Genomic DNA, 15,217 nt, shown 5'->3' on the forward strand with positions numbered 1-15,217 from the left:
TAAGCATGAAAATCAGTGATGGAAACTGGCTTATTCAACCGGGTCTGAACGTGACCTATCCGGTGCAGGTGTTCGACGTGGAGCAGCAGGGCAATGACCTGGTGGTGTATGTGGCGCCGCGTGACGTGCGCGAACGCACCTGGCAGCTCGACACGTTGATGTTCACGGTGCGCCTGTTTGCCCCGCAGGAAGGGATTGTCGGGGTGCGCATTGAGCACTTCCAGGGTGCGCTGAACAACGGCCCGCACTATCCGCTGAACGTTCTGAAGGATGTAAAAGTTGAGATTGAAAACAACGCCGAATTTGCCGAGCTGAAAAGCGGCAGCGTCAGCGTGCGCGTCGCCAAAGGCGAGTTCTGGGCGCTGGATTTCCTGCGCAACGGCCAGCGCATTACCGGCAGCCAGCTGAAAAACAACGGCTACGTGCAGGACAGCAATACCGATCGCAACTATGTGTTTGAACGTCTGGATCTGGGCGTGGGGGAAACGGTCTACGGTCTGGGCGAGCGCTTTACCGCGCTGGTACGTAACGGCCAGACGGTCGAAACCTGGAACCGCGACGGGGGCACCAGCACCGAGCAGTCCTACAAAAACATCCCGTTCTACCTGACCAACCGCGGCTACGGCGTGCTGGTGAATCATCCGGAAAATGTCTCGTTTGAAGTCGGCTCCGAGAAGGTCTCCAAAGTGCAGTTCAGCGTGGAAGGGGAGTATCTGGAGTACTTCGTGATCGACGGCCCGACGCCGAAAGAAGTGCTGAACCGCTATACCCGCTTCACCGGCCGTCCGGCGCTGCCGCCTGCGTGGTCGTTCGGCCTGTGGCTGACCACCTCCTTCACCACCAACTACGACGAAGCGACGGTTAACAGCTTTATCGACGGCATGGCCGAGCGCGACCTGCCGCTGCACGTGTTCCACTTCGACTGCTTCTGGATGAAGGCCTTCCAGTGGTGCGACTTCGAGTGGGACCCGGTGACCTTCCCCGATCCGGAAGGCATGATCCGCCGCCTGAAAGAGAAAGGGCTGAAGGTCTGCGTGTGGATCAACCCGTACATCGGCCAGAAATCGCCGATCTTTCGGGAGCTGAAAGAGAAGGGCTACCTGCTGAAGCGCCCGGACGGCTCCCTGTGGCAGTGGGACAAATGGCAGCCGGGGCTGGCGATCTATGACTTCACCAACCCGGATGCGTGCAGGTGGTATGCGGACAAACTGAAAGGCCTGGTGGCGATCGGCGTCGACTGCTTCAAGACCGACTTCGGCGAGCGTATCCCGACGGACGTCCAGTGGTTTGACGGTTCCGATCCGCAGAAGATGCACAACCACTACGCCTACATTTATAACGAGCTGGTGTGGAACGTGCTGAAAGAGACGGTGGGAGAAGAAGAGGCGGTGCTGTTTGCCCGTTCTGCCTCCGTGGGTGCGCAACAGTTCCCGGTACACTGGGGCGGCGACTGCTACGCCAACTACGAATCGATGGCCGAAAGCCTGCGCGGCGGGCTGTCGATTGGCCTGTCCGGCTTCGGGTTCTGGAGCCACGATATCGGCGGGTTCGAAAACACCGCTCCGGCGCACGTCTACAAACGCTGGTGCGCGTTCGGGCTGTTCTCCAGCCACAGCCGCCTGCACGGCAGCAAATCCTACCGCGTGCCGTGGGCGTACGATGACGAGTCCTGCGATGTGGTGCGCCACTTCACGCAACTGAAGTGTCAGCTGATGCCGTACCTGTATCGTCAGGCGGCGCTGGCGCGCGAGTCCGGCACGCCGATGCTGCGGGCGATGATGCTGGAGTTCCCGGACGATCCGGCGTGCGATTACCTCGACCGCCAGTACATGCTCGGGGATTCAATGATGGTGGCGCCGGTGTTCTCCGAGGCGGGGGACGTGCAGTTCTACCTGCCGGAAGGGCGCTGGACGCACCTGTGGCACAACGACGAAATTCAGGGTAGCCGCTGGCATAAGCAGCAGCATGATTTCCTGAGCCTGCCGGTCTATGTGCGCGACAACACGCTGCTGGCGCTGGGTAACAATAACCAGAAGCCAGACTATGCGTGGCACGAGGGGACGGCCTTCCAGCTCTTCAACCTGAGCGATGGCGCAACGGCGGTAAGTGAAGTGCCTGCGGCGGACGGTTCTGTGGTGTTTACGCTGAAGGCGTCACGTCAGGGCGACGTCGTGACCTTTACCGGCGCGGGAGATGCGCAAAACTGGTCGGTGTGCTTGCGCAACGTGCAGAAGGTCGGCGGCGTAAAAGGCGGCTCACATGCGGGCAGCGAATGGGGTGTGGTGGTGAAAGCCGAGGGGGATGAGGTGGTGGTTCACCTCTGAGCTGGAAAAATGCCCGGTGGCGCTTCGCTTACCGGGCCTACATTAGATCGTAGGCCGGGTAAGGCGAAGCCGCCACCCGGCTTTTTACTGTGCCGGAGCCACCGTCGACACCATCCCGACCGTCATCGTCTGTTGCACCTGCCGTTTATCCATATTCACCGCGCTCAGCTTCCCATTCACCGTCGGCTTCAGCGGCGCATTGGCCTGCACGCTTCCGCTGGCGGTGAGCTGAATATTGCCGTCGCCTGCAATCGGCAGCGCTGGCCAGCCCCACTGCTGCAAAACGTTGAGTGGTACACCGCGCCCGTTCAGGCTCACGGTGGTTTGTCGCTGTGGCAGCTGTGACACGGTGGCGGTCGCTTCCAGGATCCCTTTCTCGGTAAAGGCGCTCAGATCGGTAATATTTACCGTTGCGGCGTTTGCATTCAGCGCCAGCGACGGGCGACGCACGTCGACGCGGTTAAAGGTTGCTGCCGCCCCGTTGAGGGTTGCGTTACCGCCCCACACGCCCCACTTGTGATCCTGCGCCAGCCGCAGATTAGCGCCATAACCGTCGAGGGAGGTGATCTGCCACGGGAACGCCGGATCGATGTCGATCACCAGGTTGCGGCTCAGGCCGAATTTTTTCAGTGTTACGCTGTTCAGCCATACCGGGAGCGGGTCCATCCACAGCGTTTTCCAGTTTTCCGGAAGCGTATATTCCAGCCCGGCAATGGCAACGTCGTCCAGCACCAGCGCCTGACCCTCGCGCAGCCAGTTGCCGGAGGTGCGCACCATGCCTCCTTCCCAGCGGGAGGTGAACTGACGCAGCGCAATGCCCTGCGGGGAGAATTCCGCATTCAGGATAGGGTCAAACAGATGCAGCGAGCCGTAGATAAATTCGTTGGCGTTCATGGATAACCGTCCCTCCTGGCTTTGCCAGTCACCTTTACTCAGGGTGAGGTTACGCAGGCTGAGATCGAGGTCGGTTACCGCCCAGTCTGGCCCCTGTAGACGGGCATCGGTCACTTCCAGCCGCCCAATCTGTAACGAAGGCAGGGTGGAGAGAGGGGCGAAGAAATCCAGCAGCGATTTGTCGCTTTGCAGGCGGATCTCATTCAGACGCAGGGTGTTGATAACCCAGCCACCGTCGGCATTACGCAGAGCCGACCCCGTAAGCGAGCCGCGCGCCATATCGGCACCGATGGTATTGAGCACCACCTCTTTGCCGTTGAGTTGTCCCTGAATCAGCACGTTGTTGGCCGGTATGCCGTTGAGCGTGAGCGACCCGGCGCTCATCTGGATTTGCGCATTTTTTCCCAGTACGTTCCCCGCCTCGGGCTGCCACGGGCTGACGCCGCCGGTCACCTTTTGCGCACTGAGATCCCACTCCGTATTCGGGCTGTTAAAGGCCATGTCATTCAGTTGCAGACGGTCGGCCTGGAACGGCAGCGGCGCCGTCTGCGGCGATAAATTCAGCGTGCCATCGAACAGGGTGATGGCATCCATATGCAGCGGGTCGGTGATCTGGCGGCTGCTTAAGCCAATATCCACTTTTTTAGCGACCAGCATGGCCGGTTTGCCATCTCGTCCGAAGGTAACGTTTTCCAGAAGGATGTGAGAAGGGGATGAAAAGCGGTGATCCATCAGGTCAAAGTTGAGCTCGTAATCGGTATTCACCGTGATCCAGCTGCTGACCTGCGATGCGCCCCAGCGGGTCTGAAGCAGAAAATAAAAGGCGAGCACTACAATGAGCAGGGCTACCAGAAGATAGATAAGCAGCTTTCCAATAAATTTCATGGTCTTCCTTCCCGCGAAACACACATAAGGGTGTTATGCACGATTTATGCGCAATGCTCAAGGCGGGAATGGTGTAAAGAGATGTCACGGCAGGCATTGACAGCCTGCCGTGTGGGGATCAGTTCTTTTCAGGCGGGAAAATGAGATTCAGCACGATAGCGGTAATACCGCCCGCGGCGATGCCGGAAGAGAGCAGGTTTTTCACCCAGTCCGGGGCAAACTGCAAAATCATCGGCTGCTGGGAGACGCCAAGCCCTACGGCGAGAGACAGCGCAATAATCATGATTGCGCGGCGGTTCAGCGGCTCGCGGGAGACGATACGCACGCCAGAGGCCGCGATGGTACCGAACATCACCAGCGTTGCTCCGCCCAGAACCGGCTCAGGGATGTGCTGCACAAAGCCGCTTACCGCCGGGAACAGGCCGAGGACCACCAGCATCAGCGCCACCACGAAGCCCACGTAGCGGCTGGCCACGCCGGTCAGCTGGATCACGCCGTTGTTCTGGCCGAAGCAGGAGTTCGGGAAGGTGTTGAACACCGCCGAGACAAACGAGTTCAGTCCGTTCGCCAGCACGCCGCCTTTCAGACGTTTCATGTACAGCGGGCCGGAGACCGGCTGCTCGGACACGTCGGAGGTGGCGGTGATATCGCCGATGGTTTCCAGCGAAGTGATCATAAAGACCAGCATCAGCGGCAGGAGCAGACTCCAGTCAATGCCCAGGCCGTAGTAAAGCGGCGTTGGCACGGTAATCAACGCGCTGTTGGTTGGGGTGGTGTTTTCCGGCAGCATGCCCAGCGCCCACGCCAGCAGGTAACCGGCCGCCATGGCGATCACCAGCGATGCCACGCGCAGGTACGGGTTACGCTGGCGGTTAAGCAGAATAATGATCGCCAGCACGACGCCTGCCAGCAGCAGGTTTTTCGGCGCGCCGAAGGTATGGTCGCTCATTGCCGCGTAGCCGCCCCCGATGGAGGTCAGACCCACCTGGATCAGTGACAGGCCGATAATCATCACCACCACGCCGGAGACCAGCGGGGTGATCACCCGGCGCGCCAGGTGCAGAACGCGGGAAATGATCATCTCTGTGCAGCTTGCCAGCATCAGGGTGCCGAAAAGCGCCGCCATCATCGTCGGGACATCTGCGCCGCCGGTTTTCAATGCCGTACCGCCCATGATCAGCGGCGCCACAAAGTTAAAGCTGGTGCCCTGAATCGACAGCAAACCCGAGCCCACCGGACCCCAGGCTTTAATTTGAATGATGGAGGCCACGCCGGAAGCGAACAGAGACATACTGATGATGTGTTGCGTATCCTGCGCCGGTAACCCCAGCGCCTGGCAAATCAGCAGAGCCGGCGTGATGACCGCAACGAACATCGCCAGCAGGTGCTGGCAGGCGGCAAACAGGGTTTGAGGCAGCGGGGGACGATCTTCAAGGCGGTAAATCAGTTCGCTGTTTTGCTTCTGCGCAATCGGTTGCGCATCAGCAGACTCCAGAGTGTTAACAGACATCGGCGGCAATCCCACGGTGGAAAAGCGGGCATTTTAGCTGACCACCTGGTAAAAGCAAACGATTGCCAGCAAAAAAAAGAGAGAAAATCTGCCGGTGTGAGCAGGTTTTCTACAACGAACAGGAAAAAAAAATTACACTTTTCGCGCCGGCGGCTCATGACGAGCATCACCCGGCCCAGGATAACGCCGCGTGTGTATGGAACACGCGCATAACAGGAGCCTTTTATGATTCATCTCGATACGTTGTCGACCCTTGTTGCCGCAACGCTGGTTCTTCTGCTTGGTCGCAAGCTGGTACACAGTGTTTCCTTTCTGAAAAAGTATACCATTCCTGAACCTGTCGCCGGTGGATTGCTGGTGGCGCTGGCCCTGCTGGTGCTGAAAAAAAGCATGGGCTGGGAAATCGATTTTGATATGTCCCTGAAAGATCCGTTGATGCTGGCCTTCTTTGCCACTATCGGCCTGAACGCTAACCTCGCAAGCCTGTGTTCGGGCGGCAAGGTGCTGGGCGTGTTTCTGATTGTTGTGGTGGGCCTGCTGCTGATGCAAAACGCCATCGGCATCGGTATGGCCTCGCTGCTGGGGCTGGATCCGCTGATGGGTCTGCTGGCGGGGTCGATTACCCTGTCAGGTGGCCACGGAACGGGCGCGGCGTGGAGCAAGCTGTTCATCGAACGCTATGGCTTTGAAAACGCAACGGAAGTGGCAATGGCCTGCGCGACCTTTGGCCTGGTGCTTGGCGGGCTGATTGGCGGCCCGGTGGCGCGCTATCTGGTGAAACACTCCACCAGGCCGGAAGGCAGGCCAGACGATGAAATGGTGCCGACCGCATTTGAAAAACCGGACGTTGGCCGCAGCATCACCTCGCTGGTGATGATTGAAACCATCGCCATGATTGCCATCTGCCTTACCGTGGGCAAAATCGTTGCGCAATGGCTGGCGGGAACGGCTTTCGAACTGCCAACCTTTGTCTGCGTGCTGTTTATCGGGGTGATCCTGAGCAACGGTCTGGCGCAGATGGGCTTCTACCGCGTCTTTGAGCGCGCAGTGTCCGTGCTGGGGAACGTCAGCCTGTCGCTGTTCCTGGCGATGGCGCTGATGAGCCTCAAGCTGTGGGAACTGGCCTCGCTGGCGCTGCCGATGGTGGCGATCCTGGCGGTGCAGGCCGTGTTCATGGCGCTGTATGCCATCTTTGTTACCTGGCGCATGATGGGCAAAAACTATGATGCGGCGGTACTGGCTGCGGGCCACTGTGGGTTTGGTCTGGGAGCGACGCCAACGGCCATCGCGAATATGCAGGCGATCACCGAAAGGTTCGGCCCGTCGCACATGGCGTTTCTGGTGGTGCCGATGGTGGGCGCATTCTTCATTGATATCGTCAACGCGCTGGTCATTAAGCTCTACCTGATGCTGCCGATGTTTGGCTGACCGTCAGGCGTTGGAATACCGCTCGGTTTCCGGCATCCAGCGTTCAATTAACGCTGCCGCCTGTTCGGGGTAGCGTTCATGAATATGACGCGCAAGGCGTTGTACTTCGGGGATCATGGCCTGATCGCGCAATAAATCCGCCACTTTAAACTCGGCGTTACCCGTCTGACGCGTGCCCAGCAGTTCGCCCGGGCCGCGGATCTCCAGATCTTTTTGCGCAATCACGAAGCCGTCATTGCTGTCGCGTAATACCTGCAAACGCATCTGCGCGGTTTTCGACAGCGGGGCTTTGTAGAGCAGCACGCAGTGAGAGGCGATCGCGCCACGGCCCACGCGGCCTCGTAGCTGGTGGAGCTGCGCCAGGCCCAGGCGCTCCGGGTTCTCAATAATCATCAGGCTGGAGTTCGGCACGTCCACGCCCACTTCGATGACCGTGGTCGCGACCAGCAAATGCAGCTCGCCCTGTTTGAACGACTGCATCACCGCCTGCTTCTCGGCAGGCTTCATGCGTCCGTGAACCAGACCGACGTTCAGCTCCGGCAGGGCGAGCTTTAACTCTTCCCACGTGGCTTCGGCAGCCTGCGCTTCCAGCAGCTCAGACTCTTCAATCAGGGTACAGACCCAGTAAGCCTGACGTCCTTCGTGGGTGCAGGCGTTGCGCACGCGGTCAATGATGTCGTTGCGGCGCGTGTCCGGAATGGCGACCGTCGTCACCGGCGTACGGCCCGGGGGGAGTTCGTCGATGGTGGAGGTATCCAGATCGGCATAGGCCGTCATCGCCAGGGTGCGCGGAATCGGCGTGGCGGTCATGATCAGCTGATGCGGGTGGAAGCCCTGTTGCAGACCTTTCTCCCACAGCGCCAGACGCTGATGAACACCAAAGCGGTGCTGTTCGTCGATAATGACCAGCGCCAGGCCGTTAAACTGCACCTGTTCCTGGAAAATGGCGTGCGTTCCGACAATCATCTGCACCTGCCCGCTGGCAATGGCTTCCTGCTGCGCAAGGCGCGCTTTGCCCTTCTGCTTCCCGGCCAGCCAGCCCACTTCGATTCCCAGCGGGGCGAACCAGTTACGGAAATTGTTGGCGTGCTGCTCGGCCAGCAGTTCCGTCGGCGCCATCAGCGCCACCTGCTTACCGTGGGCGATGGCGCGCAAAGCGGCCAGCGCGGCGACCAGCGTTTTCCCGGAACCCACGTCGCCCTGCACCAGACGCATCATCGGCACATCCAGCGCCATATCGCGTTCGATCTCGGCAGTCACCCGCGCCTGGGCGCCGGTGGGTTTAAACGGCAGTGAGGCCAGCAGCTTATCTTTGAGCTCATCACGCTGGCTTAATGGCTGCGCGTGGAAGCGCTGCGCTCCTGCGCGCAGAGCCAGCATGCTCAGGTTGTGAGCCAGTAATTCCTCAAGGATAAGACGCCGTTGGGCGGGGTGTTTCCCGCTCTCTAAATCAACAAGCTGAAGCGTTGGCGGTGGACGGTGCAGGGTGCGCAACGCCTCCGGCAGGCTCATCATGCCCTGCGCCAGCTCCGGCGGCAGCAGCTCGTTAATGGCGCAGGTATCAAGCAGCTCCAGCGCCTGGTCGGTGAGCTTGCGCAGCGTAGCCTGCTTAATGCCTTCAGTGGTTGGATAGACCGGCGTGAGCGTCTCCTGTAGCTCAGGTGAGCTGAGATCGCCCTGCACGCGGTATTCCGGGTGGATCATCTCCGCGCCGTATTTGCCCCGTTTGGCTTCACCGTACGCAAGTACGCGTCGTCCAGTGGCAAGGCTGTTTTTCATTGCCGCATTGAAGTTGAAAAAGCGCATGGTGAGAATGCCGGTGCCGTCGCTGATCTGGCAGGTCATCATCCTGCGTCCGCCAAAGGTGATGTTGCAGTTCAGCACTTCCCCTTCAACGGTGGCGTAAATAGCGGGCAGCAGATCGCCAATCTTATAAAGCTGAGTACGGTCTTCGTAGCGCAGGGGGAGGTGGAGCAGGAGATCCTGCACGGTGTGCAGGCCTATCTTCGCCAGTTTACTGCTTTGTGCCGCGCCCACGCCCGTCAGGCTGTTGAGCGGTATGGCGTCCAGCAGGCGGCCTTTCATGATTTACCCCGCGTACTGCATGGTGGACCACCACTCGGCATCGGCTTCAATTTCGCCCTGCGCGTTGACGTGGGGGTAAGGCAATTTCTTCTGCTTCGCAACGCGAGCCAGCACCGGATAGCCACCTTCAAACAGCAGGCGCTGCTGCTCCTCTTCCGGCAGCATGCTGTTGCTGCGCTCGTACATTCCGGCATTCTGACGCTGGCGCTGCGCTTCATACAGGATCAGCGCTGAGGCGACCGACACGTTGAGTGACTGGACCATGCCGATCATCGGGATGATGATGTCCCGATCGGCCAAATCCAGTGCTTCCTGCGTGATCCCCGTTTTCTCCTGGCCCATTAAAATGCAGGTCGGACGGGTGTAGTCGATCTCACGGAAATCCACGGCTTTAGCAGAGAGGTTGGTTGCCAGAACCTGCATGCCACGCCCTTTCAGGTGCGAGACCGCTTCACCAATAGTCTGGTGAGTTTTCACGGATACCCAGCTGTTGCTGCCTGCGGCGGTGGAGGCCATGGTACGCATACGTGCGCCAGGCCAGACGGCGTGGACTTCATGCACGCCGACGGCATCTGCGGTGCGGACGATAGCAGAGACGTTATGAGGTTTATGGACCTGCTCCATGCAGACCGTCAGATCAGGCTGACGCCTGGCGAGCATTTCGCAGATTCGCTCGTAACGTTTTGAATTCATAATGCTAGTTTCGGTTACGGGTGACTTTAATGACGTCCGGCATCACGCGGATCTTGCGCATAATATTGGCCAGATGCACACGGTCACGGGCGGTCAGGCGAATAAAGGCGCTATAAACGCGGCCATCTTTTTCTTCCGTATTCAGGCTTTGAATGTTGGATGAGGCGGTGTTGATCGCTGCCGTCAGGTTCGCCAGGGCACCCTGGTGGTTGAACATATCCACCTTGATTTCAGTGATAAATTCCTGCGCCGTCTCTTTATCCCACTCGACCGCCATGAACTTCTCAGGCTCTTTCTGATAGCCACGGATGTTACGGCAGGATTCATGGTGGATCACCAGCCCTTTACCCGGGCTGACGTGCGCAATAATCGGGTCGCCCGGGATAGGACGGCAGCATTTGGCGAAGGTGATGAGCACCCCGTCAGCGCCTTTGATCGGCAGGTGACCATGATTTTGCGTGGTGGCAGGAACGGCTGTCGTTTCGCCTTGTTGCAGGTTCTTCGCCACGACCACGCTCATGGCGTTGCCGAGACCAATCTCTGCCAGCAGGTCATCCAGCGAGGCGAGCTTCATACGCTCCAGCTCATGCTGAATGTTTTCTGGCGGGATCTCTGCCAGTTTGCGGCTGCCACCCAGCGCGTGATTGAGCAGACGACGCCCCAGGCTAACGGAGTCGTCGCGCTTGAGGTTTTTCAGCAGCTGGCGGATTTTTGCGCGCGCTTTTGAGCTCACGACAAAGTTCAGCCAGGCGGCGTTAGGACGTGCCCCCGGCGCGGTAATGATCTCCACCGTCTGTCCGCTGAAGAGCGGCTGCGACAGCGGATAAGGCTGCCTGTCGACGCGGGCACCTACGCAGGCATGGCCGATATCGGTATGCACGGCGTAAGCGAAGTCGACCGGTGTCGCGCCCGCAGGCAGTTCGACAATGCGCCCTTCCGGCGTGAAAACGTAAATCTCATCCGGGAAGAGATCGGATTTAACGCTCTCGATAAATTCAAACGAGCTACCTGCGCTCTGTTGCAGCTCCAGCAGGCTCTGCATCCAGCGCTGGGCGCGGATTTGCGCGGTGGTGCTGCTTTCGCCGCCGTGCTCTTTATAAGCCCAGTGCGCCGCGACACCCATCTCCGCCATCTGATCCATATCTTCGGTACGAATCTGCACCTCAACAGGGACACCGTGCGGGCCAATCATGGAGGTGTGCAAAGACTGGTATCCGTTCGCTTTTGGAATGGCGATGTAATCTTTGACGCGCCCCGGACGCGGCTTGTACAGGCTGTGCATCTGCCCCAGCACGCGATAACAGGTGTCTGAATCGTGGACGATGACGCGGAACGCGTAGATATCCATAATCGAGTGAAAACGCTGCTCTTTGAGCACCATTTTGCAGTAGATAGAGTACAAATGCTTTTCGCGACCGCTCACGCGGCACGGAATGCCCGCTTCCTGCAAACGCCCTTCGATTTCAGAGAGGATCTTTTGAATCATCTCTTTACGGTTACCGCGAGCGGCTTTCACCACCTCTTTAATCACGCGATAGCGGTTCGGGTACAACGCCTCAAAACCCAGCTCTTCCAGCTCGGTTTTAATGTGATGAATACCTAAACGGTGCGCCAGCGGACTGTAAATTTCGAGGGTTTCACGGGCGATGCGGCGACGTTTATCCGGGCGAAGTGAGCCCAGCGTGCGCATATTGTGGGTGCGGTCAGCCAGTTTGATGAGAATGACGCGGATATCCTGCACCATCGCCATGATCATCTTGCGGAAGTTTTCGGCCTGCGCCTCTTTCTTGTCGCGGAATTTCAGCTTATCAAGCTTAGAGACCCCTTCCACCAGCTCGGCAACGCTTTTGCCAAACAGCTGTTCCATGTCCTGGTAGGTGGCAGGGGTATCTTCAATCACGTCATGCAGCAGGGCGGCCATCAGCGTTTCGTAGTCGAGTTTCATCTCGGCCAGAATACAGGCCACCGCTACCGGGTGCGTGATATAGGGTTCACCGCTTGAACGTGTCTGGCCCTCGTGAGCGTCACGTGCAACGAGATACGCCTGCTGAAGACGCTTAATCTGGTCTTCAGGCAGGTAGGTTTGAATCAGTTGATTCAGGCTTTCAAACAGATACAAGGGCGACCCGCAGGTTTAATTAACGACGACCTTCAGCAATAGCGGTAACAGCTTGTAATTCAGCGGCTTCCTGCTCTTGCTGCTCCTGGCGCTCACGCACGTCGAGGATCTGGTTGTTGATCAGACCTTCTTCGATTTCGCGAAGTGCAATAACGGTGGTTTTATCGTTTTCTTCCGGTACCAGCGGATCTTTACCGCCTACCTGCATCTGACGAGCGCGACGCGCGGCGACCAGCACCAGGTCAAAACGGTTACCAATTTTCTCTACAGCGTCCTGAACAGTTACGCGTGCCATACTTAAAATGCTCCACAGGTGAAGAAATGACTGGGCATGATACTGAAAGTGGGTTCAGTCTGCCAACAGTTTGGTGATTAATGCGTCATGTCGCTGCTTCTGGCGGCTCATACGCAGACGTTCTGCGCGAAGGATAGTTTTGAGATCGCTCAGCGCGGCATCAAAATCATCATTCACAATAAGGTAATCATATTCCGCGTAATGGCTCATTTCTGCAACTGCCTGCGCCATACGCTTCGCGATAACTTCTTCGCTGTCCTGGCCGCGACCACGCAGGCGACGATCCAGTTCATCTTTCGATGGCGGTAAAATAAAGATACTGCGCGAATCAGGCATTTTCTTACGAATTTGCTGTGCGCCCTGCCAGTCGATATCCAGGAACACGTTAACGCCGGTCGCCAGTACCTGCTCAATGGTTTCACGCGAAGTACCGTAGTAGTTACCGAAAACTTCTGCGTGTTCAAGAAACGCGTCTCTGCCAATCATCGCTCTGAATTCGTCGTGATTCACAAAGAAATAGTGTTCACCGTGCACTTCACCCGGACGCGGTGCTCGCGTGGTGTGAGAAACAGAAACCTGCGTATCGTACAACGGTTGGGTTTTTAACAGTGCCTGAATAAGGCTGGATTTACCCGCGCCACTAGGAGCAGAAACAATATAAAGCGTGCCTTGAGCCATGAGAGTCTTTTGTATGTGTTAACGAAGAAGTCCTACATACGGGCTTATTATACACGTCGCCGCTGTGTGACGTAGCCTTTGTCACACTTTTTCCCCTGGATGATTAAATTTTGCGTGCCGTTTTCAGCTTTTACCTTCTTTTTGCTGCAATAAAAACAATGCGCTGAAGCGCGCTCGTAAAATGCAATTTTGTAGCTGGTCTGCGGCTCACGGGCAGGGTATACCCTTCGCAAAACAGGGAGGGGTAATAATGGTGAAATGGATAAGCATACTGATGATCTTCTTAAGCAGCGGGGCGATGGCTATTTGCCCGGTCTGGTCACCGGCTAAAGCCGGGCAGGAGATCGCGGCCCTGAAGGCGCAGCTGACCCGCTGGAATGAAGATTACTGGAAGCAGGGCCGCAGCGAGGTGAGCGACGACGTTTACGACAGGCTTAACGCCCGCTTAAAACAGTGGCAGCGCTGTTTTCACGATGAACCGCTGCACGACGATCTTCCAGCCGCCAGTGGGACGGTGAAACATCCCTTCGCCCATACCGGCGTGCATAAGGTAGAAAGCAAGCAGGCGCTTAGCCGCTGGATGGCGACGCAGCAGGATCTCTGGGTACAGCCAAAGGTGGATGGTGTTGCGGTCACCCTGGTCTACAAAAACGGCAAGCTGGTGCAGGCGATTAGCCGGGGCGACGGCTTACAGGGGGAAGAGTGGACGGCACAGGCGCGAATGATCCCCGCTATTCCGCAAACGCTGGCCGGGCCGCTTGCCAACAGCGTGTTGCAGGGTGAACTTTTTCTGCTGCGCGACGGGCATATCCAGCAGCGGATGGGGGGGATGAACGCGCGTGCGAAGGTAGCGGGGGCAATGATGCGCGCGACCGATCGCGCAGCGCTGAAGCAGACAGGCATTTTTATCTGGGCCTGGCCGGACGGCCCAAAAGCGATGAAAGCACGCCTTTCCACGCTGGCGGAGGCAGGTTTTACCCTGACGGCCCGCTATACCGTGCCGGTTAAAAACGCGGCTGATGTGGAGGCGCAGCGGACGGCCTGGTTTAAGGCTTCGTTGCCCTTCGCCACGGATGGCATTGTGGTTCGCGCCTCGGCAGAGCCGCCGGGCGAGCGATGGCTGCCGGGGGAAGGGAGTTGGGTCGTCGCATGGAAATACCTTCCTGTGGCCCAGGTGACGGAAGTCAAAGCGATTCACTTTACCGTTGGCCGTACCGGGCGGATCACCGCGATTGCGCAGCTTGAGCCGCTGATGCTCGACGATAAACGCGTACAGCGCGTCAGCTTAGGGTCGGTTAACCGCTGGCAGAGGCTGGATATTGCCCCCGGCGATCAGGTGCTGGTAAGCCTGGCGGGACAAGGTATTCCCCGGCTGGATAACGTGGTGTGGCGCAATGTGGATCGCCGTAAACCGCAGCCGCCCTCATCGCGCTATAACGGTTTAACCTGTTTCTATGCCTCCCCGGAGTGCATGGAGCAATTTTTTGCCCGGCTGACGTGGCTAAGTTCCAGGCAGGCGTTAGATATCGAAGGAGTGGGCGAATCAGGATGGCGGACCCTCTATCAGGCGCATCGGTTTGAGCACCTCTTCTCCTGGCTACAGCTCACGCAGGCGCAGCTCACCGCGACGGCGGGGATATCGGCATCGCATGGCGCTGCGCTGTGGCATCAGTTTAACCTGGCGCGGGAGCGACCTTTTATCCGCTGGATCACCGCGATGGGAATACCGCTGGCCCGGTCGACGCTCAAGGCGGCAGGGGATCGCACCTGGCAGGCGCTGATTCAGCGAAGCGAAGCGGAGTGGCGGATGCTGCCGGGTGTCGGGCAGGAGAAGGCCCGCCAGATCGTAAACTGGCTGCATCAGCCTCAGATTGATGCCCTGGCAAAATGGCTGGCCGCAGAGCACATCGGTGGATTTTAATCTGCGTGCGCTCCTGAACAGACTGGCGAGGGGGCACACTTCCGCTGCCGTGAATAGCGTATTTATGAGACGCGGTTTATATACGCAATAATTATGAATATAAATGAATTATTCATGGTAAATATATTTTGAGGAAATATTATTCCCGATCCCGATTTCAGGATTTGCTCTGCTTGCGTTTTTATTTTCTTTGAGAGATCGGCATAATTGATCTCAATCACTATTAATCGAGAGCAATAGCCGGGAATGAAGGGGTTATAGGTGATGTACTGAGAGATCCCCTCATAATTTCCCCAAAGCGTAACCATGTGTGAATAAATTTTGAGCTAGTAGGGTTGCAGCCACGAGTAAGTCTTCCCTTGTTATTGTGTAGCCAGAATGCCGC

Annotated in this window: 11 protein-coding genes; 3 read left to right on the forward strand and 8 right to left on the reverse strand. The window is 57.9% G+C overall.

The genetic code is table 11. The features are described 5' to 3' along the window. Positions 1 to 5 precede the first annotated feature (5 nt). Complete coding sequence (gene yicI, locus ACOTX5_RS20975) at positions 6 to 2,324, forward strand: alpha-xylosidase (protein WP_045910958.1); 2,319 nt, start codon at positions 6 to 8, stop codon at positions 2,322 to 2,324. Between the two features lie 84 nt (positions 2,325 to 2,408). Here yicI and ACOTX5_RS20980 read toward each other — a convergent pair whose 3' ends face one another. Together ACOTX5_RS20980 and xanP are read right to left on the reverse strand one after the other, a co-directional pair. Next, positions 2,409 to 4,103 (reverse strand): AsmA family protein, encoded by a 1,695-nt coding sequence (locus ACOTX5_RS20980; RefSeq protein ID WP_063945182.1) that lies wholly within the window; start codon positions 4,101 to 4,103, stop codon positions 2,409 to 2,411. A 118-nt stretch (positions 4,104 to 4,221) separates the two neighbouring features. Further along, positions 4,222 to 5,613 (reverse strand): xanthine/proton symporter XanP, encoded by a 1,392-nt coding sequence (gene xanP / locus ACOTX5_RS20985; RefSeq protein ID WP_015570053.1) that lies wholly within the window; start codon positions 5,611 to 5,613, stop codon positions 4,222 to 4,224. A gap of 225 nt (positions 5,614 to 5,838) precedes the next feature. On the opposite strand from xanP, the gene gltS reads away from it, so the two are divergent. Then, on the forward strand, positions 5,839 to 7,041 hold the full coding sequence (gene gltS, locus ACOTX5_RS20990) for a sodium/glutamate symporter (protein WP_047727030.1): 1,203 nt from the start codon (positions 5,839 to 5,841) through the stop codon (positions 7,039 to 7,041). A gap of 3 nt (positions 7,042 to 7,044) precedes the next feature. Here the strand turns inward: gltS and recG are convergent, their stop codons facing one another. The 5 genes from recG to gmk are packed head-to-tail and all read right to left on the reverse strand — an operon-like array spanning position 7,045 to position 12,911. Beyond that, positions 7,045 to 9,126 carry an ATP-dependent DNA helicase RecG gene (gene recG / locus ACOTX5_RS20995; RefSeq protein WP_045910955.1) on the reverse strand — a complete coding sequence of 694 codons (2,082 nt, stop codon included), beginning with the start codon at positions 9,124 to 9,126 and terminating at the stop codon, positions 7,045 to 7,047. A gap of 3 nt (positions 9,127 to 9,129) precedes the next feature. Beyond that, positions 9,130 to 9,819 (reverse strand): tRNA (guanosine(18)-2'-O)-methyltransferase TrmH, encoded by a 690-nt coding sequence (gene trmH, locus ACOTX5_RS21000; RefSeq protein WP_003860922.1) that lies wholly within the window; start codon positions 9,817 to 9,819, stop codon positions 9,130 to 9,132. 4 nt (positions 9,820 to 9,823) lie between these two features. After that, the gene (gene spoT, locus ACOTX5_RS21005) at positions 9,824 to 11,938 is read right to left on the reverse strand and encodes a bifunctional GTP diphosphokinase/guanosine-3',5'-bis pyrophosphate 3'-pyrophosphohydrolase (protein ID WP_003860921.1); all 2,115 of its coding nucleotides are present in this window, start codon (positions 11,936 to 11,938) and stop codon (positions 9,824 to 9,826) included. Positions 11,939 to 11,957: 19 nt separating this feature from the next. Further along, the gene (gene rpoZ / locus ACOTX5_RS21010; RefSeq protein WP_000135058.1) at positions 11,958 to 12,233 is read right to left on the reverse strand and encodes a DNA-directed RNA polymerase subunit omega; all 276 of its coding nucleotides are present in this window, start codon (positions 12,231 to 12,233) and stop codon (positions 11,958 to 11,960) included. 54 nt (positions 12,234 to 12,287) lie between these two features. Continuing rightward, positions 12,288 to 12,911, reverse strand: coding sequence for a guanylate kinase (gene gmk / locus ACOTX5_RS21015; protein WP_006177710.1), 624 nt, complete (start codon positions 12,909 to 12,911; stop codon positions 12,288 to 12,290). Between the two features lie 250 nt (positions 12,912 to 13,161). Between gmk and ligB the strand changes: the two genes are divergently transcribed. Beyond that, positions 13,162 to 14,832, forward strand: a complete 1,671-nt coding sequence (ligB, locus tag ACOTX5_RS21020) for an NAD-dependent DNA ligase LigB (protein ID WP_045910954.1) — start codon at positions 13,162 to 13,164, stop codon at positions 14,830 to 14,832. A gap of 282 nt (positions 14,833 to 15,114) precedes the next feature. On the opposite strand, the gene ACOTX5_RS21025 is transcribed toward ligB, so the two are convergent. Further along, a partial coding sequence (locus tag ACOTX5_RS21025) for a hypothetical protein (protein WP_223230349.1) occupies positions 15,115 to 15,217 on the reverse strand: 103 nt, incomplete at its 5' end.

This window comes from Enterobacter cloacae complex sp. IR5441, from assembly GCF_049238215.1.
In the GTDB taxonomy this organism is placed as follows: Bacteria; Pseudomonadota; Gammaproteobacteria; order Enterobacterales; family Enterobacteriaceae; genus Enterobacter; species Enterobacter hormaechei_C.

What these genes read in the sequence shown, in the direction of transcription:
- recG (WP_045910955.1), bottom strand. Translation starts at nt 9,126, where the DNA reads ATGAAAGGCCGCCTGCTGGACGCCATACCGCTCAACAGCCTGACGGGC.
- yicI (WP_045910958.1), top strand. Translation starts at nt 6, where the DNA reads ATGAAAATCAGTGATGGAAACTGGCTTATTCAACCGGGTCTGAACGTG.
- gmk (WP_006177710.1), bottom strand. Translation starts at nt 12,911, where the DNA reads ATGGCTCAAGGCACGCTTTATATTGTTTCTGCTCCTAGTGGCGCGGGT.
- xanP (WP_015570053.1), bottom strand. Translation starts at nt 5,613, where the DNA reads ATGTCTGTTAACACTCTGGAGTCTGCTGATGCGCAACCGATTGCGCAG.
- gltS (WP_047727030.1), top strand. Translation starts at nt 5,839, where the DNA reads ATGATTCATCTCGATACGTTGTCGACCCTTGTTGCCGCAACGCTGGTT.
- ACOTX5_RS20980 (WP_063945182.1), bottom strand. Translation starts at nt 4,103, where the DNA reads ATGAAATTTATTGGAAAGCTGCTTATCTATCTTCTGGTAGCCCTGCTC.
- rpoZ (WP_000135058.1), bottom strand. Translation starts at nt 12,233, where the DNA reads ATGGCACGCGTAACTGTTCAGGACGCTGTAGAGAAAATTGGTAACCGT.
- ligB (WP_045910954.1), top strand. Translation starts at nt 13,162, where the DNA reads ATGGTGAAATGGATAAGCATACTGATGATCTTCTTAAGCAGCGGGGCG.
- trmH (WP_003860922.1), bottom strand. Translation starts at nt 9,819, where the DNA reads ATGAATTCAAAACGTTACGAGCGAATCTGCGAAATGCTCGCCAGGCGT.